This window comes from Mycobacterium sp. MAC_080597_8934 (assembly GCF_000523975.1).
Lineage (GTDB): Bacteria > Actinomycetota > Actinomycetes > Mycobacteriales > Mycobacteriaceae > Mycobacterium > Mycobacterium avium.
This window is the reverse complement of the sequence record NZ_JAOS01000028.1, coordinates 44,795-69,613: the sequence shown is the minus strand read 5'-3', so window position 1 is coordinate 69,613 and position 24,819 is coordinate 44,795. Positions and strand designations below refer to the sequence as shown.

Sequence of the window (24,819 nt, the reverse complement as noted above, 5' to 3'; positions counted from 1 at the left end):
TTACCAAAAGCGAACCGAACTTGGCGATAAGATCGTCTGATCCTTTAGCTGCGGCGACGGGGCCGCGTTCGAGGGGGGAGCGGCGATGAGGGCTCGAACGGACCCGTTCCCCGACCGGTTGCCGCCGAGTCGCACCGTCACGGTCCGGGCGGTCGACGGCACCCGGCTGCACGCGCAGGTGTTCGGTCCGCCGGACGGGTATCCGATCGTGCTGACCCACGGCATCACCTGCGCCATCCGCGCCTGGGCATACCAGATCGACGACCTGGCCCGTGACTACCGGGTGATCGCCTACGACCATCGCGGCCACGGCCGCAGCGGCGTGCCGAAGGCCACCGGCTACAGCCTCAAACACCTTGCCGCCGATCTGGATTCGGTGCTGGAGGCGACGCTGGCGCCGCACGAGCGGGCGGTGTTGGCCGGGCACTCGATGGGCGGCATCACCATCGCCGCATGGTCAAACCGCTACCGGCACAAGGTTTCCCGGCGCGCGGACGCCGTCGCACTGATCAACACCACCAGCGGTGAGCTGATCCGGCAGGTGCAGCTGCTCTCGGTGCCGCCGGGCCTGTCGCCGGCCCGGGTGCTGGCCGGGCGCGTGCTGATCGGCGCGTTCGCCGGGTTCGCGGTCCCGCGGGCGGCCCGCGTCCCGAGCCGCCATCTGGTCGCGCTGCTGGCCACCGGCCGCGACGCCGACCCGGCCATCGCCCGGCTGGTATACGAGCTGTTCGAGAACACCGCGCCGGCGGGGCGGGCCGGCTGCGCGCGGGCGCTGGTCTCCGCCCTGGGGTCGCGCTACCTGGACCTGGCCGGGCTGACGGTGCCGACGCTGGTCATCGGCAGCGAACGGGACCGGCTGACACCCATCCGCCAGTCCCGCAGGATCGCCGAGGGCCTGCCGAACCTGATCGAGCTGGTGGAGCTGCCCGGCGGGCACTGCTCGATGCTGGAACACCCGCGGGAGGTGAACCGGCGGCTGCGGGCGCTCGCCGAATCTGCGACCCGCAACCTGCCCACCCACCGGATCAGCTCATAGCAGGGCGGTCACCTCGGCGGCGGCGCGCCGGCCGGAGCGGATGGCGCCGTCGAGGAATCCGGTCCACTCGTCGGCGGTTTCGGTGCCGGCCCAGTGGATCGGCCCGACGGGTTCGCGCAGCCACCGCCCGAACCGCGTCCACGAGCCCGGCGGCACCGCCGCGGTGGGTCCGCCGGGCGCGAATTCCTCAGCGCCCCAACGGTGATCGACATAGTCGAGGGGCTTGAGCGCGTCGTCGCCGAAAAGCGTTGCGAAACAACGCAATGCGTCGCGGCGGCGCTGGTCGGCGGGCAGCGAGTCGAAGGCGCGGGCGTCCACGAAACCCATCAGGATGCCTGGGCCGTCCGGGTGCGGGCTGACGTCGAAGGTGATGAAAACCGGGCCCTCGTCCGACAGCGCCTGCCCGGAGAAGCCGTCGGCCCGCCAAAACGGGGTGGAATAGGCCGCGTAGGCCTTGCTGAGCCGGCCCTGCGGCCAGTGCCGGGCCAGCTGCTCGTACTCGGCGGGCAGCGGCGGGGCGAACTCGATCGCGGCGCGATGCGCCGGCGGGATGGCCACGATGACGAACCCGGCCTCGGTGTCGCCGAGGTCGGTGCGCACGGTCACGCCCGCGCCGTGCCGCTCGATCCGGCGCACCGGCGCGCCCAGCACCACCCGTGCGCCCAGTTCGGCGGCTGCGGCCGCGGCGATCTGCTGGGTGCCGCCGGGGAAGCGGTCCTGTTGGGCGCCGTCCTCGACGTCGAGCAGCCGGTCCAGCCCGCCGGCCGCGTGCGCGTACCGGGCGGCGTGCAGCATCGACACCTCGTCGGGCTCACATCCCCAGGTCACCCGGGCCACCATCGCTAGCAGCGCGTGCGACGAGGCGGTGGCGCGCACCGAGCGCAGCCAGCCGCCCAGCGACAGGCCGTCCAGTTCGGCCGCCCGCCGGGCCTCCCACGGCGCCGCCAGCGGAATGCTGCGGGCGATCCGGTCGAACTGCCAGCGCAGCCGGCCGATGTCCAGCAGGCCGGTCAGGGACAGCTTGGGAATGGTGCCGTGGTAGGCGTGCGTCCAGCCGCGCCAGTGGATCAGGTTCTTGCCCTCGTGGTGCGTCGGGGTGGTCGGCACCTCGAGTTCGGCCGCCAACGCCAGCACCGCGTCCTGGGTGGGCCCGACGAACGTCCCGCCCAGATCGGCCGGCAGCCCGGCGACGCTGCCGGTGAACGACCGCCCGCCCACCCGGTCGCGGCCCTCGAAGACCACCACGTCATGGCCCTGCCGGTTGAGCTCGCGGGCGGCGGCCAGCCCGGCAAAGCCGGCGCCGACCACGACGACGTCGACGATCCGCGGCGGCCCTGACACGCGCTCTAGTGAACCGCATTTCGCGGGGTTTGTCGGCGAATTGTGGCAAAGCCCCAGCGCATCCGCCCGGCGTTCGCATCACGGCGATGGCAAACATTCGCCGGCGCCGACGGGTTCATTACCCTGCAACCGCGTGACTCTGACCAGCCCGGCCGCCGCTTCGGCCGGCGACCTTCCCGCCCGGCCGGGGCTGCGCACCGTCGCTGCGGGCAGCATGATCGGCACCACCATCGAGTGGTACGACTTCTACCTGTACGCGACCGCGTCGGCGCTGGTGTTCAAACCGCTGTTCTTCCCCAACATCTCGCCGTCCGCCGGGACGCTGGCCTCGTTCGCCACCTACGCCGCCGGATTCGGGGCCCGCCCGCTCGGTGCGGTGCTGTCCGGCCACTTCGGTGACCGGCTGGGCCGCAAGACCGTGCTGGTGGCCGCGCTGCTGGTGATGGGTTTGGTCACCACCGCGATCGGGGCGCTGCCGACCTACGCCGAGGCCGGGCTGGCGGCGCCGGCCCTGCTGGCGTCGCTGCGGGTGGTGCAGGGGCTGGCCGTGGGCGCGGAATGGGGTGGGGCCGCGGTGCTGTCGGTGGAGCATGCGCCGCCGGGCTGCCGCGGCCTGTTCGGCAGCTTCACCCAGCTGGGCTCCCCGGCCGGCATGCTGCTGGCGACGTCGGTGTTCTTCGGTGTCCGCAAGGCCACCGGGCCCGCCGCCTTCCTCGGCTTCGGATGGCGAATCCCGTTCCTGCTCAGCATCTTTCTGGTGGCGGTCGGTCTGTTCGTGCGGCTGCGGCTCACCGACGCCGAAGTCTTCGATCGGCTCAGAAGCCGCGACGAGCTGGCCCGGCTGCCGATCGTGCAGGTGCTGCGCACCGACGCGCGCAACGTCGTCATCACCACCGGCCTGCGCCTGTCGCAGATCGGGCTGTTCGTGCTGTTGACCACGTATTCGCTTAGCTACCTTCAGGATTCATTCGGCAAGGGCACCGGCGTGGGGCTGGTCGCGGTGCTGATCTCGTCGGCGCTGGGGTTTCTCAGCACGCCGGGCTGGGCGCTGCTGTCGGACCGGGTCGGGCGGCGGCCGCCGTATCTTTTCGGCGCGCTGGCGTCGGTCGTGGCGCTGGTGTTGTTCTTCGTCGCCGCCGGCACCGGCTCGGCGGTGCTGGTGGTCGTGGCAATCGTGTTCGGCGTCAACGTCGTTCACGATGCGATGTACGGTCCGCAGGCCGCCTGGTTCGCCGAACTGTTCGACACCCGGGTGCGCTACAGCGGATCGAGCCTGGGATATCACATCGGCGCCGTGCTCTCCGGCGGGTTCGCGCCGTTGATCGCGGCGTCGTTGCTGGTCGCCGGGGGCGGCCGGCCGTGGTTGATCGTCGGCTATTTCGCGGTGCTGGCGGCGATCACCGTGGGCGCCGCCTGCGCGGCCCGGGAGACGCGCGGGGAGCCGATCGGATGAGCGCGGCCCGCCGGATCTACCTCAACGCCTTCGACATGGCCTGCGTCGGGCATCAGTCGGCCGGGCTGTGGCGGCACCCCGACGACCAGGGCCACCGGTACCGCGAGCTGAGCTACTGGACGGAGCTGGCCCGCACGCTGGAGGCGGGCGGGTTCGACGCGCTGTTTTTGGCCGACGTGCTCGGCGTCTACGACATCTACGGCGCCTCCCGCGACGCCGCCGTCGTCGACGCCGCGCAGTTCCCGGTCAACGAACCGAGCGCCGCGGTCTCGGCGATGGCGGCGGTGACCGAGACGCTGGGATTCGGCATCACCCTGTCGCTGACCTACGAGCAGCCGTATGCCCTGGCGCGCCGGCTCTCCACGCTGGACCACCTCACCGGCGGCCGGGTGGCGTGGAACATCGTCACATCCTATTTGGACAGTGCCGCACGCAATTTGGGCCTGGACGCCCAGATCCCGCACGACCAGCGCTACGAGATCGCCGACGAATATCTGGAGGTCTGCTACAAGCTGTGGGAGGGCTCGTGGGAGGCCGGCGCCGTGCTGCGCGACCGGCAGCGCGGCGTGTTCACCGACCCCGCCAAGGTGCACGACATCGAGCACAAGGGCCGCTACTTCTCGGTGCCCGGGCCGTTCCTGTGCGAGCCGTCGCCGCAACGCACCCCGGTGCTGTTCCAGGCCGGGGCATCACCGCGCGGTATCCGGTTCGCCGCGGCCCACGCCGAGGCGGTCTTCGTCTCCGGGCCGACGGCGCAGGTGGTGCGCGAGTCCGTGCGGGCGCTGCGGACGGCCGCCGCGCAGCTGGGCCGGGACCCGCGGGCGGTCAAGGTGTTCACCATGGTGACCCCGGTGGTCGCCGAGACGCACGACGCGGCCGTCGCCAAACTGGCCGAATACCGGCGCTTCGTCAGCACCCGCGGGGCGCTGGCCCTGTTCGGCGGCTGGACCGGGGTGGATCTGGCCGAGCTGGACCCCGACGAACCGCTGACCTACGTCGAAACCGACGCCAACCGCTCGGCGCTGGCGTCGTTCACCACCGCGGGGCGGGCCTGGACGGTGGCCGAGCTGGCCGCCGAGATCGGCATCGGCGGGCGCGGCCCGGTGCTGGTGGGGTCACCGACCGAGGTCGCCGACGAACTCGAGCGTTGGGTCGACGACGCCGACGTCGACGGGTTCAACGTCGCCTACGTGACCACCCCGGGCACCTTCGTCGATTTCGCGAAATTCGTTGTGCCCGAGCTACGCCGGCGCGGGCGGGTGCCCGAGCAGGTGCCGGGTTCGACGCTGCGCGAACGCCTGGGGGCCGCGGGGCCGCTGCTGGGCGACGACCACCCCGGGGCGGCGTACCGGTTACGGCGCGACCGTTAACCAGTCGGAGAATCCGGACGGGTCGTGGCGCCCCAGCGCGCCGTGCTCGTAGAGGCCCCAGCCCTCCACCGGGGCCTTGTCGCCGTCGCGGCAGATCGCCCGGCCCACGTGGTCGATCACCCCGAAGCCCGAGCGCGCGATGACCGCCGGGTCGGTCATGTCGTAGGTCAGCCGCTCGGTGAACTTCTCGCCCTTCCACATGCCGTGCAGCCAGTCCGAGTCGCCGCCGTAGCCGCCGCCGACGTGGATCGGCACCGGCAGCTTGGACTCCACGTCGAAGTGCACCGGCGTGCCGTCGGGGGCGCTGGCCTCGATGGTCGCGCCGGTCGGGATCCGGGTGCCGGAGCGGTAGTGGATCTTGACCCGCGGCCAGCCCAGCTGCTCCACCCGGCCGTCGCGCCAGACCCGGGTGCAGTCGTTGAGCGAGCGGAACCCGTCGGGCTGCTCCTGGATGATCAGCACGATCGCGAAGTCGTCGAACGCCATCGGGACGTACAGCCACCACATGCCCTCGAACGGCGGGTCGGCGGGCCGGCCGGCCGGCTCGGGCTCCCCGATCGGCCGGATGCCCCAGGACCGGTCGCGGCTGCCGATCCAGGTCGCGGGGTCGACCGCGATCTCCTGGCCGTCGATGACGATGCGCCCGCTCCAGCTGCCCAGCTGGGCGAAGCGCTGCGCGTCCAGCGTCACCCGGTTGCCCGAACGCAGGATGTGCGGCTGCTCCTGCACCACGTCGAACAGCCCCTCCCAGGTGAGATCGGCTGCCACGCCTTCGGTTTCGTCGAGCACCAGACGCAGCTTGCGCAGCGGCTCTTTCACCTCGATCCGGTAGCCGTTGACGTGCTGGTTGAGCCGGTCCTGGTCGATGGCGTCGCACAGGTGCACCGCGGTCTGGGTGTCCCCGCGCCGGACGAGGAAGAACGCGTCCTTGACCCCGAGGTTGGGGTAGTAGCCGATGCCGCTGATGACGAAGATGTTCCCGGTTCGGTCGTGGGCATTGAAGTAGGAGCGGTCGTAGAAGTTGCGGTCCGAGGAGCCCGGCCACGCGATGGGCTGCGGGATCTGATGTACCGGGTATTCGTCGAGCGGTCCGAGCATCACTCTTCTCCTATAAGTCTTTTCATCAATCCCGCGTGGTAGAACAGCGATTCGACGTCGTCGGGTTTTTCGGTCTCGCCGAAATGCACCCGGCGCGCGCCGGTGCGCATGAACACGCACGCCCACATGACCCCGGAGTACACGTAAAACCAGTGCAGGTCCCCGATCTCGACGCCGGTCAGCCGTTCATAGGTGGCGCGCACGTCGTCCTCGCGCATCACCCCGGGCAGGCCGGGCAGCGTGGCCAGACCGGCGAGCTCCTGAAAAACCATGTGCGCGAAGATCATCCACGCCACGTCGAGCTCGCGCGGCCCCAGGGTCACCATCTCCCAGTCCAGCACCGCAACCGGGACGAAGTCGCGGTACAACACATTGCCCACCCGGGCGTCTCCCCACAGCAGCACCGGCTCGGCGGCGTCCGCCGCGGCCGGCCAGTGTGCCTCCAGCCAGTCGAAGGTGCGCTCCAGCAGCGGCGACCGGCCGATGTCGGGCACCGCGAAGTCATACCAGGACCGCACCCAGTTGAAGTGCCGGCGCAGCGCCGTGTCACCGGTCTGCCCCTCGGTGAGGAAGCCGAAGGTGTTCGCCGCGTTCGGAATCGAGTGCAGCTTGGCCAGCACGCCGACGGTGGAGTCCTGCAGTTCGCGCTGCCGCTCGGCGGGCGCGTCGGCGAACCAGTTGCCGCCGAACGTGTAGGGCATGACGTCGGGCGGCACCAGCCCGTCGACGTAGTCCATCACGAAGAACGCAGTGCCGAGCACCTCGCCGGTGTTCTCCAGCCAGCGCACCCGGGGCACCGGCACGTCGGTCAGCTCACCGACCTTGCGGATCACCTCGAATTGGTGGTCGAGCCGGTAGGTCGGGAAGACCTGGACGTCCTCGGCGGTCGGGGCCACCCGCGCCACCAGCTTCTGCTCGGTCGGGCGTTCGTCCTGCCGCCACCGGGCGGTCAGGATGATCGTCTCCGACGACATGCCCGTCGAATCCACGCCGCTTTCCACCGTCACCTCGGGTTCGGCGCCGTCCGGCAGTACGGTGGAAAGCCAGCGTGACATCACCGCCGGCACGGTGGTGACGTCGCGGCTCGAGCGCTGCAGCCGGTCGACGTTGTCGACCGCTGGTTCTGTAGCCACGGGTGCCTCCATTCCTTGAGACTTTTTCGCGGCAATTACGATACGGTAGGTAGCGTTATGAAAGCAGACCCGTCCGGCCTTGACAAGGCCCCCGGCGCCGGCCGCCCCCGCGATCCGCGCATCGACTCGGCCATCCTATCGGCGACCGCGGAACTGCTTGTCCAAACGGGCTATTCGAATATCAGTCTGGCGGCGGTCGCCGAGCGTGCCGGCACCACCAAATCGGCGCTGTACCGGCGCTGGTCGAGCAAGGCCGAACTGGTGCACGAGGCGGCCTTCCCGACGGCCCCGACCGCGCTGGAGGCGCCGGCCGGCGACATCGCCGCCGACATGCGGATGATGATCGAGGCCACGCGCGACGTGTTCACCACGCCCGTGGTGCGCGCCGCGCTGCCCGGCCTGGTGGCCGACATGACGGCCGATCCCGCGCTCAACGCCCGGGTGATGTCGCGGTTCGCGGACCTGTTCACCGCGGTGCGGGTGCGGTTGCGCGAGGCGGTGGACCGCGGCGAGGCGCATCCCGACGTGGATCCGGACCGGTTGATCGAGTTGATCGGGGGAGCGACGATGCTGCGGATGCTGCTGCGCCCGGAGGAGGAACTCGACGACGCGTGGGTGGAGCAGACGACGGCGATCGTGGTGCACGGGGTGCGGCGGTGACGGGGCGGCTGACCGGCCGCGCCGCGATCGTCACCGGCGCCAGCCGCGGCCTGGGCCGGGCCATCGCGCTGGCCCTGGCGAGCGAGGGCGCCGCGGTGGCGGTCGCCGGGCGGACCGAGCAAGTCTGGGACGACCGGTTGCCGGGCACCATCGGGTCCACGGTCGCCGACATCGAGGCCGCCGGTGGGCGCGCGGTGCCGGTGCGGGCCGATCTGACCGACCGCGACGACGTCGCGCGGCTGGTGGATTCGGCCCGAGAGGCGTTGGGCCCCATCACGATTCTGGTCAACAATGCGGCCTTCACCGCGCCCGGCAGGCCGCCGGCGCCCAGCGTCCGGCGGCGCCAAACCGGCGTCGGGCGGCGCCAAACCGGGCTGGCCGGGCTTCGTCAGCACGCCGCTGCACGCCTACCGGCGGCATTTCGACATCGCCGTCTTCGCCGCCTACGAGCTGATGCAGAGGGTGTGCCCAGACATGATCGGGGCGGGCGGCGGAGCGATCATCAACATCACCTCGGTCGCCTCCCGGCTGCCGGGTGACGGCCCGTACGCCGATCGCAGCGGCGGGGTGCTGCCCGGGTACGGCGGGTCCAAGGCCGCGCTCGAACACCTGACCCAGTGTGTGGCATACGATCTCGCCGACCATCGCATCGCGGTCAATGCGCTCTCGCCGTCCAAACCGATCCTCACGCCGGGGCTGTCCTACTACGCCCGCGATTTCGACGACACCGCGTCGGCGGACGAATTCGCCCGGGCCGCAGTGGAATTGGCGCTGGTAGATCCCGGCAGGGTCACCGGCCGCACCATCGGTCACCTGCAGGTGCTGGACGGCAGCTTCCGCCCCTTCGGGTTGGACTAGGTTGTGGCGGCTTGGACTAGGTTCTTCTGGCCCGCATCACCGCGGTGGGGGAGGCGTTGCACCGTCCCCCACCGCGGCTCACGGGTTTAGCGACCCGGAGGTCCGGCAGGTCCCGGTGCGCCAGGTGCGCCCGGCCCGCCGGGCGGACCCACCGGCCCCGGAGCGCCGTGTGCGCCCGGCCCGCCGGGAGGTCCTACCGCCCCTGGCCCGCCGGGTGGCCCCACCGCGCCCGGAGCGCCCGGCGCTCCGGGAGGTCCGGGCGGCCCGGGAGGACCGGGCGGTCCAGGTGGCCCGGGTGGCGGCGGGTTGTTCGGCAGGAAGTTCACCGCGGGGCCGGTTGCGGTGCCCGGCATCGCGTGGGACACGGTTGCCGACGCGACCCCCGCGCCGAGTGCTCCGCTGACAGCCAGCGCAGCCACACCGGCGCCGAGCGCTGCCAGTGGGCCGCGCGCGATCACAAGGTGAATCTTTCGGTCGTCCATATGTGTTTCCCCCAATGTCGATTGGATGGACTCCCGTCGGCTACCCGGCGGATCGGCACCAAAACGACCACCGGAAAAACTCCGGCAATCCCTTCGCCCGGGGGCCGACACCGGCTTGACGGCCGATCGCCGCGTCCGTCAATCGTTTTCGGGCGGGTCGGGATCGCCGCGCAGCAGCTCGTCGGGATGGTGTGCCCGGTTGATCTGGGGTGGCCCGTTGCCGTCGGTCCAGGCCAATCGCCCATCGTCGCCGACACTGGTGCGCCACTCGCCCCGGCTGACCGCGCCATGGTCGGGACCGCAGGCGAAAAACAGCTTGTCCGCGTCGGTCCGGCCGCCGTCCGCCCAGTCCGGCGCATGATGCACTTCGCAGCGGTAACCGGGTTCAAGGCAATTGGGTCGGGTGCAGCCGCGGTCACGGGCATAACAGATGAGCCGCTGATCCGCGGTCGCGACGCGCTTCTGCCGCCCCAGATACAAGGGCCGGCCGGTGTGCTCGTCGAACACCGCCAGATAGTGAATTGCCTTGGCTGCCATGCGAATCAGGTCCGGCATCGGCAATCGTGAACCGCCGCCCGTCAGCGCCGGCGCCGGCATCGGAATCGACGGGTCGGCCACCGCGCGCGCGGCCTGGTCGAGCTCGGCCAGCGTGGTGCTGGCGATCACGGTGACCGGATGGCCGCGATGCACGCCGAGACCGCCCGAGGCGATGGCGACTTCCAGGCCGAGCTTGAGCGCGTCATGGCAACGCTGCGACGGCGTGCGCTCATCGCGTGCCCGCGGATCGCCGCCGCCTTCGGGTTGGTGACGGCCGGGCCGCACCGCCGATGCGACGGCCTCGAAGTAGGCGCGGGTCTCGGGATCCAGCAGCCCGGACAGCCGCGACATCCCGTCGACGCCCTGCGGCCCCAGGTGCAGACCGCGGCGGCGGGCGCGATCGACGTCGCTGAACTCGCCGTCGGGATTGAGATAGTCGGCGATTCGCCGGCCCAGCTTGGTGATCACGGCGGCATCGAGTTTGGCCGCATGCCGTACCAGCGTGCGCTCGGCGTCCGACGTGGCGGAGCTGGGGACCGCACAGGGCAAGGCATCGACCGCGGAGCACACCGCCCGGATGTGGTCCTCGCCGACCGCGCCCGCGGCGACCGCCGCCGCCAACGCCGGCAGCTCGGGGTCCAGCGGCGGGCCGGTCAGCGAACGGCGCGGTCGGATGCGGGCCGCGAGCGCGAAGCGGCGCCGGAGTTCTCCCGGGCTGACCCGCAGCCGCGCCCATAGCATGGAGCGCGCCACCGGCAACGACCCGGCCTCGTCGGGCGGGTCGGCGATTTCGCCGAAGAAGCGGTACATCAGCCCCCGATTGGTGCGGTCCTGCGTTTCGAGTCGTTCGGCGACGTCGATCCGAAAGCCAGTGCCGACCAGATCCGACGAGGTCTGCCGCAGCACGTCGTGGGCAGCGTCGATCGCGTCGTGCGCGGCGCCGATGCGCTGCCGCGCCTGTTCCGATGACAGGAAAACGCCCACGCCACCACCGTATAGAACAAGTGTTCGAAAAGTATCGGTTGGCGGCCAATCTGTGGATGAACCGCCAACTGTGCATAAGCGGTGCGGGCGGTTCTGGCCCCGGGACCGCCTGACGTGCAAGTATGAGCAAAGCCAGTGCCGCACCAGCGGCAGGCAACCGGTCGAGTGGTGTGCCGATGCCCGGGATGGACAAGCCGACGGGGCGGATCGTCGCCCTGATCGTTCTGTTGCTCGTGGTCGCCGCCGCCCTGCGCGGGTACCTGCCCGCCCAACACGACGCGACGCGCAGCGAGGCGGGCGGCCGGGCGGCGCTGGGCCTGGTGGTGGCCATCCTCGCGGTGACGCTGGCGCTGATCGCGGTCGCGATCGTCGCGCGGTTGAAGGACCCGCGGGCGCCGGCTCCGCCCGCCGGCGCGCTGTCGGAGACGCTGGGCGCCGGCAGGGGCCGCCCGACCTGGCGGGTGTTGCTGATCGGGCTCGGCGTGATCGTGGCCTGGCTGCTGATCGTGATGCTGCTGGCCCGGCTGTTCGCGTCGCACGGGCTCGCGCCCGCCCCGCCGCCCGGCACCGGTGCGTCGCCGCCACCGCACCCGGCGGCACCCCCGGCGCCGCCGCCGCAGCACCCGCAACGTCCGCGCGACGGGTCGCAGGACACGCTGGGCATCCTGCTCGCCGGCACCGTCGCGATGCTGTTGATGGTCGTCGCCTCAGCGGTGGCCGGCGCGCGGCGTCGGTGGCGGTCGCCGACGCCGGCAGTCCCCGACGAACCGGCCGAAAACCCGGCGCCGCAACCACATTCGGAGTCGCTGGCGCGTGCGGCCGAACGCGGATTGGCCGAGATGGCCGACCTGCGCCGCGACCCGCGCGAGGCCATCATCGCCTGCTACGCCGCGATGGAACGCGAACTGGCGCACGTTCCCGGCGCCGTGCCGCAGGACTTCGACACCCCCAGCGAGGTGCTGGCCCGCGCGGTGGAACACCATGCGCTGCACGCCGACAACGCCGTCCAGCTGGTGAACCTGTTCACCGAGGCGCGGTTCAGCCCGCACGTGATGAACGAGGGCCACCGCGACGTGGCGGTGCGGGTGTTGCGGCTGGTGCTCGACGAACTGGGGAGCCGGAGTGTCGCATGAAAAAGACTGTGGCCCTGGGTCTTTGCTTGATCATCGGGATCGAGCTGCTGGCGCTGACCCAGCACGACCGCCGGCTGGTGCTGACGGCCTCCGGCGTCGGGCTGGCCCTGGTGTTGCTCAGCCTGCGGCGTGCGCTCGGCCGCGGCGCCGAACGCGAATCCGAGCACGACGCCGACGATCTCGGCGATTCACTGCGCCGCTGGCTTGCGGCCACCGAGACGACGATCCGGTGGTCGGAGTCCACCCGGGCCGACTGGGACCGGCACCTGCGCCCGATGCTCGCCCGCCGCTACGCGATCGCAACCGGCCAACGGCAAGCCAAGGACCCGGCGTCTTTCCAGGCGACCGGGCAGATGCTCTTCGGCGCCGAACTGTGGGAGTGGGTCAACCCCAACAACGTCACCCGCACCGGTGGGCGTCAACCCGGCCCGGGACGCGCGGCGCTGGAAGAGATTCTGCGAAAGCTGGAGCAGGTATGACAGGGGGCGCGATCCGACCATGACTCTGCCGGCCGCAACCACGACGGCACACTGCGAGGCGATTCTCGACGAGATAGAACGCGTGGTGGTGGGCAAACGCAACGCGCTGCGGCTGATCCTCACCGCGGTTCTGGCCCGCGGCCACATCCTCATCGAAGACCTTCCGGGACTGGGCAAGACGCTGATCGCGCGGTCCTTCGCCGCCGCGCTGGGCCTGCAATTCACCCGCGTGCAATTCACCCCCGACCTGCTACCCGCCGACCTGCTCGGCTCGACGATCTACGACATGCAGTCGGGCCGCTTCGCGTTCCGGGCCGGGCCCATCTTCACCAACCTGTTGCTGGCCGACGAGATCAACCGCACCCCGCCGAAGACGCAGGCGGCGCTGCTGGAGGCGATGGCCGAAGGCCAGGTCAGCATCGACGGCGAAACACACCGGCTGCCAAAGCCTTTCATCGTGCTGGCCACCGACAACCCGATCGAGTACGAGGGCACCTACCCGCTGCCCGAGGCGCAGCTGGACCGGTTCGCGATCAGGCTGGAGCTGCGCTACCTGTCCGAACGGGACGAGACGTCGATGCTGCGCCGGCGCCTGGAACGCGGATCGGCCGAACCGGCGGTCAACCAGGTCGTCGACGCGCACGACCTGCTGGCGATGCGCGAATCGGTCGAGCAGGTGACGGTGCACGAGGACGTGCTGCACTATGTGGTCTCGCTGGCCAACGCCACCCGGCACCACCCGCAGGTCGCGGTGGGCGCCAGCCCGCGCGCCGAACTGGACCTGGTGCAGCTGGCCCGCGCCCGGGCGCTGCTGCTCGGCCGCGACTACGTGATCCCCGAGGACGTCAAGGCGCTGGCCACCGCGGCCGTCGCGCACCGGATCACCCTGCGCCCGGAGATGTGGGTGCGCAAGATCCAGGGCGCCGACGTGATCGGCGAGCTGCTGCACCGGCTCCCGGTGCCCCGTACCGGCGCCGGGCCCGGGCAAACCGGATGAGCGCGGCGTGACCGCACCCCGTCCAGCCGAGTTCCGCTGGCGCGCTTCGGAATTGACGCGGGCGATGGCCACCTGCGCGGCGTTCGCGTTGGCCGCGGCCGTGATCGGCGCCCGGTGGCAGCTGATCGCCTTCGCCGCGCCGCTGCTCGGGGTGCTGGGCACGATCAGCTGGCAGCCACGGGTGCCGGCGGTCGCCCTGCACGCCGAACCCGACACGCAGCGCTGCTTCGAGGGCGAGCCGGCGCACGTGACGGTGTGGGGGATCGAAGAGCAGGGCCCGTGCGCGGTCCGGCTGACGGTTCCGCCCGTCGAGGGAATGGAACTGCAGGTCGGCGAATCCGGTTCGGGCCACGGCAAAACCGTGCGGGCCACCGCGCAGCGCTGGGGCCGCTACCACGTCGCGGCGCGGGTGGACGTGCTGGCCCGCGGCGGGTTGTTGAGCGGGACCGCGCTGGTGGACGCCGCCGAGGTGATCGTGTTTCCGCTGACGCCGCCGCAGCCGACGCCGATCCCGCGCACCGAGCTGCTGGATCGGCTGGGCGCCCACCTGACCCGGCATGTCGGGCCCGGCGTGGAATACGCCGACATACGCCCCTATGTGCCCGGAGACCAACTGCGCGCAGTGAATTGGGCGGTGAGCGCGCGCCGCCGCCAGCTGCACGTCACCCAGCGGCTGACCGACCGCGCGGCCGACGTGGTGGTGCTGATCGACGGATACCGGCAGCCGGCGGGTCCGGCGACGCTGGCCACCGAGCGCATCGTGCGGGGCGCGGCGCAGGTGGTGCAAACCGCGCTGCGGCACGGTGATCGGGCCGGGATCGTCGCCCTGGGCGGCAACCGCCCGCGATGGCTCGGCGCCGATATCGGGCAGCGCCAGTTCTACCGGGTGCTCGACACTGTGCTGGCCGCCGGCGCCGGATTCGAGCACACCACCGGCACCTTGGCGCCGCGCGCGGCGGTTCCCGCCGGGGCCATCGTCATCGCGTTCTCCACCCTGCTCGACACCGAATTCGCCCTCGCCCTCATCGATCTGCGCCGGCGCGGCCACGTCGTGCTGGCGGTCGACATCCTCGAGGGTTCGCCGTTCGAGGACGAACAGGATCCGCTGGTGGATCGGATGTGGGCGCTGCAGCGCTCGGCGATGTACCGCGACATGGCCACCGTCGGCGTGGACATCGTGTGGTGGCAGGGCGACCGCGGTTTGGAACAGTCGATGGGTGTACTGCCCGATCGCCGCCGCCGGGTGCGGGGGAGGCTGCGTGGATAGCGGCCGAACCAATCTGCCGGCGCGGGTGGGCGCGCCCGGGTTCGGTCTGCTCATGGTGGGATTGGCCGCCGGCGGCCGGCCGGAATCGGCGGTCGTCGCGGTGGCCGCGGCCCTGATCGCGGTCGCGGCGGCACCGTATTGCGGCCCGCCGCAACCATTGCCGTGCTGCTGGCGGCCGTGACCGTCATGACGTCGAACCCCCCGCCGGCGTGCGTCGCGCTGTCCGGGTTGTGCGCCGCCGCCTACCTGGTGTGCCGCCACGCGGTCGGCACCCCCGTCCCGGTGATCCTGGGCAGCCGCACGACCGCCGTTGCGGCCGTGGGGTTTAGCTTCGCCGGTCTGGTGGCGACGTCGTTTCCGCTGCAGCTGCCGTGGCTGCCGCTGCTTGCCCCGCTGGGGGCGCTGGCGATCTACCTGCTGGCCATCCGGCCGTTCCTGAGCTGACCGCCGGCGCCGGCCGCACGACGCAACGGAGCCGCACCCCCGACGCGCGGAAGGCGCTAAAAGCTGAACCTCAGGATGCGCGCGGACCGTGCCGTCCGCTTGCTCCACCCCGCCATCCGTGTCGCGATCCGCAACCACGTCGGAAACAGGTCTACCTCGGGCACACTCGCCAGGCTGGTCTCCTCGACGAGGGTGAGTTTGGGGTTCCAGCGTTCCGGCGTGTGCGGGTCGTTGTAACCCTCGAACGCACGGAGCTGGTTCACCTTCTTGAACATCCGCTGCGGGAACAACTTCGAGATCCACACGCCAATCACCATGCGTCCGTAGTCGTTGAACGCCAGCTGTCCGGCAGGGAAGTGATCGGTGATCGCGCGCATCACCGCGATGATCTGCTCCTTGTTGAGGAAGGGGAACAATCCGTCGGCGATGACGATGGCGGGGCGGTCCGCCGGAATCGCCGATATCCACTCGGGATCGGTCACGGAGATTCCGATGGTGTGTTCGTGAGGTCCCGGTGGCATCACCTTGTCGCGCAGGGCCGCCAGCCCGGGCAGCTCGACGCTGTACCAGTCGACGGTGTCCGGCGGCTTGACACGGGCGTACCCGTCGTCGAGCCCGGCGCCCAGATCGACCACCACGGCATCGGCGTGTTGGGCGATGAACGCGCGCACCCGGTCGTCGAGAAGTTTTGCGCGCAGGGATGTTTGACAAACGACGGGCGTCACGAGCCCCAGGCCGTCGAAGTCGTAGTCGATCTTTGTCACGGCAACGGCGGCGCCCGGGTCGGGCAGGATGGGGCGTGCCCACCCGTTGTTGATCGCGCGGGCCTGCAACGTCAAAAATGCGGTCTCTTCCTCCGGGGTGATGGCGCTGGTGTCAATTCCCATATCCGTGCCTCCCTGAACTCCGGTTTGCCTCGACTATACATTTGTGTAGGTTATTGTCCAATCGTGTAGTCTGACGCAATGACCACGACAGATCCCGACGATCTCACCGCCCGCGCCCGCATCAGGCACGCGGCGCTGCGCGAGTTCGGCGAAAAGGGCTACGAAGGGGCGACCATCCGCAGCATCGCCGCGGCGGCAGGGGTGTCGTCCGGGCTGCTGCGGCACCACTTCGGCTCCAAGCAGGAGCTTCGTCAAGCCTGCGACGACTACCTCGTCAAAACCATGCGCGACCTCAACGCCCAGGTGCAGGACAACGCCAAACGCGGTGACGTGCACTACGTTTCAGCCCGTATTCGCCTCGGCCAATACCAGGACTACATCACCCGCGCCCTGGTTGAGGGCGGCGCCGGTGAGTTGTTCGACGCGCTGGTGTCGATGACCGAGGAATGGCTTACCTCGGCCGATGAACATCGCGCCGAGCCCGCCGATGTCGACGCCAAGTCGCGCGCCACCCTCATCACCGCGATGGCTCTTGCCATACCGCTGCTGCGGCAACACATCTCGCGCGGCCTGGGCGTGGACATCAGCACAGAGCAGGGCGATCTGCGGGTCGCGGCCATCCTGGTCGACATCTATTCGAATCCGTTGTTGACGCCCGAGCAGGCCAAGTCTGCCCGCGACGACCTCGCCGGCCGACTCAGTGCAGCAGCTGGGCCGCCTGGTCGGCCAGGTCGAGCAGCGGCTGCGGGAAGACGCCCAGCGCCACGGTGACCGCGGCGCACACCGCGATCGCGGCCTTGCTCAAGATGCCCGGCGCCACCACATGCGGGGTGTCCTCGGTCGCCTCGGTGAAGAACATCGACACGATCACCCGCACGTAGAAGTAGGCGGCGACCCCGCTGGCGACCACACCGACGATCACCAGGGGCACGGCGCCGCCCTGGGCGGCGGCCTTGAACACGGCCAGCTTGCTGACGAAGCCACTGGTCAACGGGATCCCGGCGAACGCCAGCAAGAACATCGAAAACATCACGCCCACAATGGGAGAGCGCTGACCCAGCCCCGCCCAGTGCGACAGGGTGGCGTCCTCGACCCCGTCGGCGTCGCGGATCAGGCCGACGATGGCGAACGCGCCGACGGTGGAGAAGCTGTAGGCCAACAGGTAGAACAGGGTGGCCGACAGGCCGGTGTGGTTGTCGGCGATCACCCCGGTCAGGATGAACCCGACGTGGGCGACCGACGAATACGCCAGCATCCGTTTGACGTCGCTCTGATTCACCGCGGTGATGGTGCCCACCGCCATGGTCAGGATCGAGATGGTCCACAGCACCGGACGCCACTGATCGTGCAGCGGCGGCAGCGCGACGTAGACCACCCGCAGCAAGGCACCGAAAGCCGCGACCTTGGTGGCCGCCGCCATGAACCCGGTGATCGGCGTGGGCGCACCCTGATACACGTCGGGTATCCAGGAGTGGAACGGGACGGCGCCGACCTTGAACAGCAGTCCGACCGACAGCAGCGCGACGCCCACCAAGGCCAGCGAGGTGTCACCGCGGGTGATGAGCGCGTCGCGGATACCGGTCAGCAGCAGGGTGCCGGTCGCACCGTAGAGCAGCGCCACACCGTAGAGGAAGAACGCGGACGAAAAGGCGCCCAGCAGAAAGTATTTCATGGCCGCTTCATGCGACAGCAGCCGCCGGTGCCGGGCCAGGCCGCACATCAGATACAGCGGCAGCGACAGCACTTCCAGCGCGACGAACATAGTCAGCAGATCGTTGGACGCGGGGAAGACCATCATGCCGCCGACCGACAGCATGGCCAGCGGGAACAGCTCGGTCTGGGCCGCGCCGGCGCGCTCGGCCTCCCGCTCGGCGTCGCTGTCGGGCACCGCCGAGGCCTGCGGGGTGAACGAGTCCAGGCCGCCCGATCCCGCCACCACCGCAACCTTGCTGTCCGACTTGGTCTGGGTGCGTTCGGCGATGAAGATCACCGCCATCACCGCGACCAGCAGCACGGTGCCCTGCAGGTACAGCGTCGGGCGGTCGATGGCCATGGCGCCCAGCACCGCGGCCCGCCCGGAGGCCGGGAGGGACTCGGCCACCTCGATCACGGCGAACAGTGCGGCGACCAGACCGCCCAGAGCCAGCGTCACCTGGGCGGTGTAGCGAATCCGCCTGGGCAGGAACGCTTCCGCCAGAACACCGGCCACGGCGACGCCGAACACGATCAGCGTCGGGCACAGCAGGAAGTACTGGATGCTCGGGGTGGGCAGGGTCATCATCGCCGTCCTTCGGCTGTCCGCGGCGTGCCCATCGGCACGCTCGGAGCGGGGTCGTGCTGACCGATGGTGGTCATGGTGTTCTCGACGGCGGGGTTGATGATGTCGAGCACCGGCTTGGGATAGATGCCGAGCACCAGCAGCAGCGCGATCAGCGGCGCCACCACGACCAACTCCCGGGCCCGCAGATCGCCGATCTTCTCGTTGCCGCCGGCCACCGGTCCGGTCATCATGCGCTGGTAGAGCCACAACATGTACACCGCGGAGAGCACCAGCGCGGTGACCCCGAACGCGGCTGCCAGCCAATACCGGTTGAAAGTGCCCAGCAGGACCAGGAATTCGCTGACGAACGGCGCCAGACCGGGCAGCGAGAGGGTGGCCATGGCCGACACCAGGAAGGTGCCGGCCAGCACCGGCGCCACCTTCTGCACGCCGCCGTAGTCGGCGATGGCCCGGCTGCCGCCGTGCCGCGATATCAGGAACCCGGCGATCAGGAACACCGCCGCGGTGGACAGGCCGTGGTTGAGCATGTAGAGCGTCGAGCCGCTCTGGCCCTGGCTGGTCATCACGAAGATGCCCAGGATGATGAACCCGAAGTGCGAGATCGAGGTGTAGGCGATCAGGCGCATGACGTCGGCCTGACCGATGGCGACGATCGCCCCGTAGATCACCCCGATGACCGCCAGCACCACGATCAGCGGGCGGAAATACGTTGCGGCGTCGGGGAACAGCTGCAGGCAGTAGCGCAGCATGCCGAACGTGCCGACCTTGTCCATCACCGCCATCATCAGCACCGCGGTCGCCGGCGTCGCCTCGACCGCGGCGTCGGGCAGCCAGCGGTGGAACGGCCACAGCGGCGCCTTGATCGCGAACGCGAACATGAAGCCGAGGAACAGCGCCTTGGACACCGCCGGGTCGGCGCCGTAGCGGCCGGAGGCCACCCCGGCCACGATGTCGCGGAAGTCGAACGTGCCGGCCCCGTGCTGGGAAGTCACCACGTACAGCCCGATCACCGCGGCCAGCATGATGAGCCCGCCGAACAGGTTGTACAGCAAGAACTTCACCGCCGCCCGCGACCTGCCCGATCCGGCGCCGAAGCCGCCGATCAGGAAGTACATCGGGATGAGCATCGCCTCGAAGAACACGTAGAACAGCAACACGTCCAGGGCGATCACCGAGACCAGCACCATCGACTCGATGGCCAGCGTCAGGGCGACGTAGGCGTGCACACCGCGCTGCCTATCGCCGCCGTCGTTCCAGCCGGCCACCTGCAGCACCGGGATCAGCACCGCGGTCAGCAGCACCAGCACCACCGCGATGCCGTCCACGCCCAGCGTGTAGCCGGCGCCGAAAGCCGGGATCCACTGGTGTTTTTCGACGAACTGATAGGGGGCGCCGCCGGTTTTGAAGCCGGCGGTGACCACGATCGCCACCGCCAGGGTCAGCACCCCGAACACCAGGCCGGTCCACTTGGCGAGCTGCCCCAGCCCGGGCGGCATCAGGATGATCAGTACCGAGCCGGCCAGCGGCACCAGCCACAGGATGCTCAGCCAGGGCAGGTGATTCACCACAGCCGCACCGCCAGGATCAGCGCGATCACCAGTACCGCGCCGGTCAGCATCGACAGGGCATAGTTGCGGGCGAAGCCGGTTTGCAGGCCCCGCAAGCGATTCGACGTCGCGCTCACCAACGCCGCCAGTGCGTTGACCGAGCCGTCGACGCCCGCGTCGTCGACCTCGACGAGCGCGTGGGTCAGTTGCGCGCCGGGGCGCATGAACACCTCCTCGTTGAAGGCATCGCCGTAGAAGTCGTTACGGACCGCCGTGGTCAGCGGCGACACCGACAACGGCGCCACCCTGGGGATGGCCGCGGTGGCGTAGAGCCGGTAGGCCACCGCGATGCCGATGGCCACGACGCCCAGCGCCAGCGCGGTGCTGATCCACACCGGGACGGCGTGAGTCACCTCTTCGTGCCTGCCGACCACCGGCTCCAGCCAGCGCTGCAGCGTGCCGCCCACCGCGAACAGTCCGCCGGAGAACACCGACCCGACGGCCAGCAGGATCATGGGCCAGGTCATCAGCCCCGGCGCCTCGTGCGGATGGCTGCCTGGGGCCCAACGCTTTTCGCCGAAGAAGGTCATCAGCATCACCCGGGTCATGTAGAACGCGGTGACGCCGGCGCCCAGCAGCGCCGCCCCGCCGAGCAGGTACCCGCGGACGCCGCCGGCGGCCAGCGCGGCCTCGATGATGGCGTCCTTGGAGAAGAAGCCCGCGAACGGCGGCACCCCGATGATGGCCAGGTAGCCCAACCCGAAGGTGACGAACGTGACCGGCAGCGCGGCCCGCAGCCCGCCGTAGCGCCGCATGTCCTGCTCCTCGTGCATCGCGTGGATCACCGCGCCGGAGCCGAGGAACAGGCCGGCCTTGAAGAACCCGTGGGTCAGCAGATGCATGATCGCGAACGCGTAGCCGGCCGGGCCCAACCCGGCGGCCAGCACCATGTAGCCGATCTGGCTCATGGTCGATGCCGCCAGCGCACGTTTGATGTCGTCCTTGGCGCAGCCGATGAAAGCACCCAGCAGCAAGGTGACCGCACCCACGATCACCACCGCCAGTTGCGCATCCGGCGACAGGTTGTACAGCGGGTTGGACCGCACGATCAGGTACACGCCCGCGGTCACCATGGTGGCGGCGTGGATCAGCGCGGACACCGGGGTGGGGCCCTCCATGGCGTCGCCCAGCCAGGCCTGCAGCGGCACCTGCGCGGATTTGGCGCAGGCCCCCAGCAGCAACAGCAGACCCATCGCGGTCAGCGCGCCCCGACCGGCCGCCGGCGCCCCCGCGAACACCCCGGCGTAGGACAGCGTCCCGAAAGTGCTGAACATCAAGAACATTCCCAATGCCAGCCCGGCGTCGCCGACCCGGTTCATCACGAACGCCTTCTTGGCCGCGGTGGCCGCCGTCGGCTTGTGGTACCAGAACCCGATCAGCAGGTAGGACGCTAGGCCCACACCCTCCCAGCCGACGTAGAGCACCACGTAGTTGTCGGCGATCACCAGCAGCAGCATGGACGCCAGGAACAGGTTGAGGTAACCGAAAAACCTTCGGCGGTCGGCATCTTCGGCCATGTAGGCCACCGAGTAGATGTGGATCAGCGACCCCACTCCGGTGATCAGCAACACGAAACACACCGACAGCTGGTCGATCTGCAACCCCAGGTCCACCTGCAGTTGGCCGACCGGGATCCAGCTGAACACCCTTTCGTGGATGGCGCGCTGGTCGGCGGGACGGCCGAGCAACTCATCCAGCAGGCCGACGCCGACCACGAACGCCGCCACGGCGGTGGCGCAACCCAGCCAATGCCCCCACCGGTCGGTGCGTCGCCCGCCGAACAACAGGATCGCGGCACCCGCCAGCGGCAGCGCCACCAGCAGCGGAGTGTAGTGAGTCATGTTGGCGTGCTCAGCCTTTGAGTAGGTTCGCGTCGTCGACGGACGCCGATTTGCGGGTACGGAAAATGGTCATGATGATGGCCAGGCCGATGACCACCTCGCAGGCGGCGACCACCATCGTGAAGAACGCGATCATCTGCCCGTCCAGGTGGCCGTGCATCCGGGCGAACGTGACGAACGCCAGGTTGACCGCGTTGAGCATCAGCTCGACGCACATGAACATCACGATGGCGTTGCGGCGCAACAACACACCGGCCGCCCCGATGGTGAACAGCAGCGCCGAGAGATACAGGTAGTTGATGGGATTCACGACGCACCGCCTTGCGACAAACTGGGGCTGGGCTCCGGTGCGGCGACGTCCTTGCCATCGCCGCCGCGGCTTTGCAGGATGGGCGACACCGACAGCTTCGAATACGAGCCGTCCGGCAACAGGGCGGCCACGTCGACGGCGTTGTGGCGGGCGTAGACACCGGGGTTGGGCAGCGGGGTGGGGTGCCCGCCGGCCCGGAAACGCTCCTGGGACAGTTCGCGCTGGGTCTTGCGGCGCTCGAAACGCTCCCGGTGCGCCAGCACCATGGCCCCGACGGCCGCGGTGATCAGCAGCGCGCTGGTCAGCTCGAAGGCCCACAGGTAGCGGGAAAAGATCAGGGCGGCAAGCCCTTCCACGTTGCCGTTGGCGTTGGCGGTGGTCAGCCCGGCGAACCCGCCGCTGGCCACGTTGCCGACCGCGGCGATGAGCAGGATGCCGAACCCGACACCGGCGGCCACCGCGGCGACGCGCTGGCCGCGCAGCGTCTCCTTGAGCGATTCGGCCGAGTCGACGCCGATGAGCATCAGCACGAACAGGAACAGCATCATCACCGCGCCGGTGTAGACCACGACCTGGACGACGCCCAAAAACAGCGCGTCCTGGATCATGTAGAACACCGCCAGGATGATCATCGTCATGGCCAGGAACATGGCCGAGTAGACGGCGTTGACGGCCAGCACCACCCCGAGCGCACCGATCACGGCCAGCGCGCCCAGCACCCAGAACGTCACTGCCTCGCCGGTGGATGTGCGGACGATGGTGTCCTGGGAATAGCTGGAGGCCAGCGTGGCGGCGACGGCGTGGCCGGCGAAGGCACTCACCGCGGGTCCCCGGCCCGCTGGGCCTCCCGCAGCCCGTGCGCGGTGACATTGCCCAGGTAGTAGTCCTTATCGGTGGCGCCGGGGGCGCGGGGATGCGGCGGCGCGGTCATCTCGGGCAGCAGCGGGGCCAGCAGCCGGTCCTTCTCGTAGATCAGGTCGGCGCGGTTGTCGTCGGCCATCTCGTAGTCGTTGGTCATCGTCAGCGCCCGGGTCGGGCAGGCCTCGACGCACAGCCCGCAGCCGATGCAGCGCAGGTAGTTGATCTGGTACACCCGGCCGTAGCGTTCCCCGGGCGAATACCGCAGTTCCTCGGTGTTGTCGGCGCCCTCGACGTAGATCGCGTCGGCCGGGCAGGCCCACGCGCACAGCTCGCAGCCGATGCACTTCTCCAGCCCGTCGGGGTAACGGTTGAGCTGGTGACGGCCGTGGTAGCGCGGCGCGACCGGGCCCGGCTTCTCCGGATACTCCTCGGTCACATGCTTTTTGAACATCGACGCGAACGTCACGCCGAATCCGGCGACCGCGTCCAAGAATTTAGCCACGTGCTTTCTCCTTACTCGCGGCCGTCAGCGCTTTCGCCGGCAGCGGCGGTGTCGGGAATACCGGGGTGGAATCCGGCGCGGTGGGCAGCTGCTTGGCCTGGCGGCGCAGCTGCCGCCGCAGCGCGCGAATATGCGGCGTGGTGAACGGTTTTCGCAGCGAGAGCACCAGCGCGGCGGCGAACACGATGCTGGAGATCACCAGGATCGGCGTCCAGTGCGCGTACCCCTGGTTCTGCAGCGTGCGGATCACCGCCGCGATCAGCACCCACACCAACGAGGCGGGGATCAGCAGCTTCCAGCCCAGCCCCATGAACTGGTCGTAGCGCAGCCGCGGCAGGCTGGCCCGCAGCCAGAAGTAGATGAACAGGAAGGTCCACATCTTCGCGGTGAACCACAGCACCGGCCACCAGCCGGTGTTGGCGCCCGCCCACATGTTCAGCGGCCACGGCGCATGCCAGCCGCCGAAGAACAACGCGGTGGCCAGTGACGACACCGTCATCATGTTGACGTACTCGGCCAGCATGAACATTGCGAACTTCAGCGACGAGTACTCGGTGTGGAACCCGGCCACCAGCTCGCCCTCGGCCTCGGGCAAATCGAAAGGCGCCCGGTTGGTTTCACCGACCATCGAGATCAGGTAGATCACGAACGACGGCAGCAGCAGGAACACGAACCAGACCCGGTCCTGGGCGGCCACGATCTGCGAGGTGGACATGGAGCCGGCGTAGAGGAACACCGCCGCGAACGACAATCCCATCGCCACCTCGTAGGAGATCACCTGCGCGGTGGAGCGCACCCCGCCCAGCAGCGGGTAGGTGGAGCCGGATGCCCAGCCGCCCAACACGATTCCGTACACCCCGATCGCCGACAGGCCCAGGATGAACAGCACCGCGACCGGCAGGTCGGTGAGCTGAAGCGGGGTGCGGTGGCCGAACACCGACACCACCGGGCCGAACGGGATGAACGCGAACGCGGTGAAGGCGGGGATGGTCGAGATGACCGGCGCCGCGAAGTAGACGAATTTGTCGACACCGCCCGGGGTGATGGTTTCCTTGAGCGCCAACTTGATTCCGTCGGCCAGGCTCTGCAGCACACCCCACGGGCCCACCCGGTTGGGGCCGGGCCGCAGCTGCATCCAGCCGAGGATCTTGCGTTCGAGCAGGATCGCAACAAGCACGTTGAGCATGAGGAACACGAAGATGGCCAGCGCCTTGCCCAGCACCAGCCACCAGGGGTCGTGCCCGAAGGCGGTCAGTGG

General features: G+C 69.8%; 21 protein-coding genes and 2 pseudogenes. 11 read left to right on the top strand and 12 right to left on the bottom strand.

Going from position 1 to position 24,819, the window contains the following annotated elements:
* The first annotated feature begins 85 nt into the window (after positions 1-85).
* Positions 86-1,036 (top strand): alpha/beta fold hydrolase, encoded by a 951-nt coding sequence (locus NF20_RS15470; RefSeq protein WP_011725850.1) that lies wholly within the window; start codon positions 86-88, stop codon positions 1,034-1,036.
* Here the strand turns inward: NF20_RS15470 and NF20_RS15465 are convergent.
* Entirely contained in the window at positions 1,031-2,377 is a 1,347-nt protein-coding gene (locus tag NF20_RS15465) for a flavin monoamine oxidase family protein (RefSeq protein ID WP_011725849.1), read from the bottom strand. The two genes, NF20_RS15470 and NF20_RS15465, sit on opposite strands and share 6 nt — an antisense overlap.
* 133 nt (positions 2,378-2,510) lie before the next feature.
* Between NF20_RS15465 and NF20_RS15460 the strand changes: the two genes are divergently transcribed.
* Positions 2,511-3,830: an MFS transporter gene (locus NF20_RS15460; protein ID WP_033710518.1), complete on the top strand. Its 1,320-nt coding sequence runs from the start codon at positions 2,511-2,513 to the stop codon at positions 3,828-3,830.
* On the top strand, positions 3,827-5,200 hold the full coding sequence (locus NF20_RS15455) for an LLM class flavin-dependent oxidoreductase (RefSeq protein ID WP_033710519.1): 1,374 nt from the start codon (positions 3,827-3,829) through the stop codon (positions 5,198-5,200). The genes NF20_RS15460 and NF20_RS15455 overlap by 4 nt, the downstream gene beginning before the upstream one ends.
* Here NF20_RS15455 and NF20_RS15450 read toward each other — a convergent pair.
* Positions 5,183-6,298 (bottom strand): hypothetical protein, encoded by a 1,116-nt coding sequence (locus NF20_RS15450; protein ID WP_033710520.1) that lies wholly within the window; start codon positions 6,296-6,298, stop codon positions 5,183-5,185. The genes NF20_RS15455 and NF20_RS15450 overlap by 18 nt on opposite strands.
* A complete protein-coding gene (locus NF20_RS15445) occupies positions 6,298-7,431 on the bottom strand; it encodes a phosphotransferase family protein (RefSeq protein WP_033710549.1) in 1,134 nt (377 codons plus the stop codon). Before NF20_RS15445 ends, NF20_RS15450 begins: the two co-directional genes overlap by 1 nt.
* A gap of 57 nt (positions 7,432-7,488) precedes the next feature.
* Here NF20_RS15445 and NF20_RS15440 point away from each other — a divergent pair, with 57 nt between their 5' ends.
* Complete coding sequence (locus NF20_RS15440) at positions 7,489-8,091, top strand: TetR/AcrR family transcriptional regulator (RefSeq protein WP_009978507.1); 603 nt, start codon at positions 7,489-7,491, stop codon at positions 8,089-8,091.
* Positions 8,088-8,949, top strand: a pseudogene (locus NF20_RS15435) (SDR family NAD(P)-dependent oxidoreductase). Before NF20_RS15440 ends, NF20_RS15435 begins: the two are co-directional and overlap by 4 nt.
* Before the next feature lie 620 nt (positions 8,950-9,569).
* Here NF20_RS15435 and NF20_RS15425 read toward each other — a convergent pair.
* A complete protein-coding gene (locus tag NF20_RS15425) occupies positions 9,570-10,952 on the bottom strand; it encodes an HNH endonuclease signature motif containing protein (protein WP_033710522.1) in 1,383 nt (460 codons plus the stop codon).
* Between the two features lie 185 nt (positions 10,953-11,137).
* Here NF20_RS15425 and NF20_RS15420 point away from each other — a divergent pair, with 185 nt between their 5' ends.
* The 5 genes and pseudogenes from NF20_RS15420 (at position 11,138) to NF20_RS15400 (ending at position 15,272) form a co-directional block, all read left to right on the top strand.
* The gene (locus tag NF20_RS15420; protein WP_033710523.1) at positions 11,138-12,085 is read left to right on the top strand and encodes a DUF4129 domain-containing protein; all 948 of its coding nucleotides are present in this window, start codon (positions 11,138-11,140) and stop codon (positions 12,083-12,085) included.
* Complete coding sequence (locus tag NF20_RS15415) at positions 12,082-12,564, top strand: hypothetical protein (RefSeq protein WP_003874802.1); 483 nt, start codon at positions 12,082-12,084, stop codon at positions 12,562-12,564. The genes NF20_RS15420 and NF20_RS15415 overlap by 4 nt, the downstream gene beginning before the upstream one ends.
* 19 nt (positions 12,565-12,583) lie before the next feature.
* Complete coding sequence (locus NF20_RS15410) at positions 12,584-13,561, top strand: AAA family ATPase (protein WP_003874803.1); 978 nt, start codon at positions 12,584-12,586, stop codon at positions 13,559-13,561.
* A gap of 64 nt (positions 13,562-13,625) precedes the next feature.
* Positions 13,626-14,828: a DUF58 domain-containing protein gene (locus NF20_RS15405; RefSeq protein WP_095762112.1), complete on the top strand. Its 1,203-nt coding sequence runs from the start codon at positions 13,626-13,628 to the stop codon at positions 14,826-14,828.
* A 52-nt stretch (positions 14,829-14,880) separates the two neighbouring features.
* Positions 14,881-15,272 (top strand): annotated as a pseudogene (locus tag NF20_RS15400) (hypothetical protein).
* 56 nt (positions 15,273-15,328) lie between these two features.
* Here the strand turns inward: NF20_RS15400 and NF20_RS15395 are convergent.
* Positions 15,329-16,159, bottom strand: a complete 831-nt coding sequence (locus tag NF20_RS15395) for a class I SAM-dependent methyltransferase (RefSeq protein WP_033710526.1) — start codon at positions 16,157-16,159, stop codon at positions 15,329-15,331.
* Between the two features lie 78 nt (positions 16,160-16,237).
* Between NF20_RS15395 and NF20_RS15390 the strand changes: the two genes are divergently transcribed.
* A complete protein-coding gene (locus tag NF20_RS15390; protein WP_033710527.1) occupies positions 16,238-16,930 on the top strand; it encodes a TetR/AcrR family transcriptional regulator in 693 nt (230 codons plus the stop codon).
* On the opposite strand, the gene nuoN is transcribed toward NF20_RS15390, so the two are convergent.
* Genes nuoN through nuoH form a run of 7 tightly spaced genes read right to left on the bottom strand, consistent with a single transcriptional unit; the run spans position 16,857 to position 24,816 of the window.
* Positions 16,857-18,437 carry an NADH-quinone oxidoreductase subunit NuoN gene (gene nuoN / locus NF20_RS15385; protein WP_033710528.1) on the bottom strand — a complete coding sequence of 527 codons (1,581 nt, stop codon included), beginning with the start codon at positions 18,435-18,437 and terminating at the stop codon, positions 16,857-16,859. The genes NF20_RS15390 and nuoN overlap by 74 nt on opposite strands.
* A complete protein-coding gene (locus NF20_RS15380) occupies positions 18,437-20,005 on the bottom strand; it encodes an NADH-quinone oxidoreductase subunit M (RefSeq protein WP_170945461.1) in 1,569 nt (522 codons plus the stop codon). Before NF20_RS15380 ends, nuoN begins: the two co-directional genes overlap by 1 nt.
* Positions 20,002-21,888 (bottom strand): NADH-quinone oxidoreductase subunit L, encoded by a 1,887-nt coding sequence (gene nuoL / locus NF20_RS15375; protein ID WP_033710531.1) that lies wholly within the window; start codon positions 21,886-21,888, stop codon positions 20,002-20,004. Before nuoL ends, NF20_RS15380 begins: the two co-directional genes overlap by 4 nt.
* A 10-nt stretch (positions 21,889-21,898) precedes the next feature.
* Entirely contained in the window at positions 21,899-22,198 is a 300-nt protein-coding gene (gene nuoK, locus NF20_RS15370) for an NADH-quinone oxidoreductase subunit NuoK (RefSeq protein ID WP_003874812.1), read from the bottom strand.
* Positions 22,195-22,983, bottom strand: a complete 789-nt coding sequence (locus tag NF20_RS15365; protein WP_085978469.1) for an NADH-quinone oxidoreductase subunit J — start codon at positions 22,981-22,983, stop codon at positions 22,195-22,197. The genes nuoK and NF20_RS15365 overlap by 4 nt, the downstream gene beginning before the upstream one ends.
* 32 nt (positions 22,984-23,015) lie before the next feature.
* On the bottom strand, positions 23,016-23,561 hold the full coding sequence (gene nuoI / locus NF20_RS15360; RefSeq protein ID WP_033710532.1) for an NADH-quinone oxidoreductase subunit NuoI: 546 nt from the start codon (positions 23,559-23,561) through the stop codon (positions 23,016-23,018).
* Entirely contained in the window at positions 23,554-24,816 is a 1,263-nt protein-coding gene (gene nuoH / locus NF20_RS15355) for an NADH-quinone oxidoreductase subunit NuoH (RefSeq protein WP_033710550.1), read from the bottom strand. Before nuoH ends, nuoI begins: the two co-directional genes overlap by 8 nt.
* Between the last annotated feature and the right edge of the window lie 3 nt (positions 24,817-24,819).

Bases quoted from the DNA above. Each gene is read 5' to 3' on its own strand.
- nuoL (WP_033710531.1), bottom strand. From the start codon at position 21,888: ATGACTCACTACACTCCGCTGCTGGTGGCGCTGCCGCTGGCGGGTGCC.
- NF20_RS15390 (WP_033710527.1), top strand. From the start codon at position 16,238: ATGACCACGACAGATCCCGACGATCTCACCGCCCGCGCCCGCATCAGG.
- NF20_RS15395 (WP_033710526.1), bottom strand. From the start codon at position 16,159: ATGGGAATTGACACCAGCGCCATCACCCCGGAGGAAGAGACCGCATTT.
- NF20_RS15450 (WP_033710520.1), bottom strand. From the start codon at position 6,298: ATGCTCGGACCGCTCGACGAATACCCGGTACATCAGATCCCGCAGCCC.
- NF20_RS15410 (WP_003874803.1), top strand. From the start codon at position 12,584: ATGACTCTGCCGGCCGCAACCACGACGGCACACTGCGAGGCGATTCTC.
- NF20_RS15440 (WP_009978507.1), top strand. From the start codon at position 7,489: ATGAAAGCAGACCCGTCCGGCCTTGACAAGGCCCCCGGCGCCGGCCGC.
- NF20_RS15455 (WP_033710519.1), top strand. From the start codon at position 3,827: ATGAGCGCGGCCCGCCGGATCTACCTCAACGCCTTCGACATGGCCTGC.
- NF20_RS15470 (WP_011725850.1), top strand. From the start codon at position 86: ATGAGGGCTCGAACGGACCCGTTCCCCGACCGGTTGCCGCCGAGTCGC.
- NF20_RS15420 (WP_033710523.1), top strand. From the start codon at position 11,138: ATGGACAAGCCGACGGGGCGGATCGTCGCCCTGATCGTTCTGTTGCTC.
- NF20_RS15415 (WP_003874802.1), top strand. From the start codon at position 12,082: ATGAAAAAGACTGTGGCCCTGGGTCTTTGCTTGATCATCGGGATCGAG.
- nuoN (WP_033710528.1), bottom strand. From the start codon at position 18,437: ATGACCCTGCCCACCCCGAGCATCCAGTACTTCCTGCTGTGCCCGACG.
- NF20_RS15405 (WP_095762112.1), top strand. From the start codon at position 13,626: ATGGCCACCTGCGCGGCGTTCGCGTTGGCCGCGGCCGTGATCGGCGCC.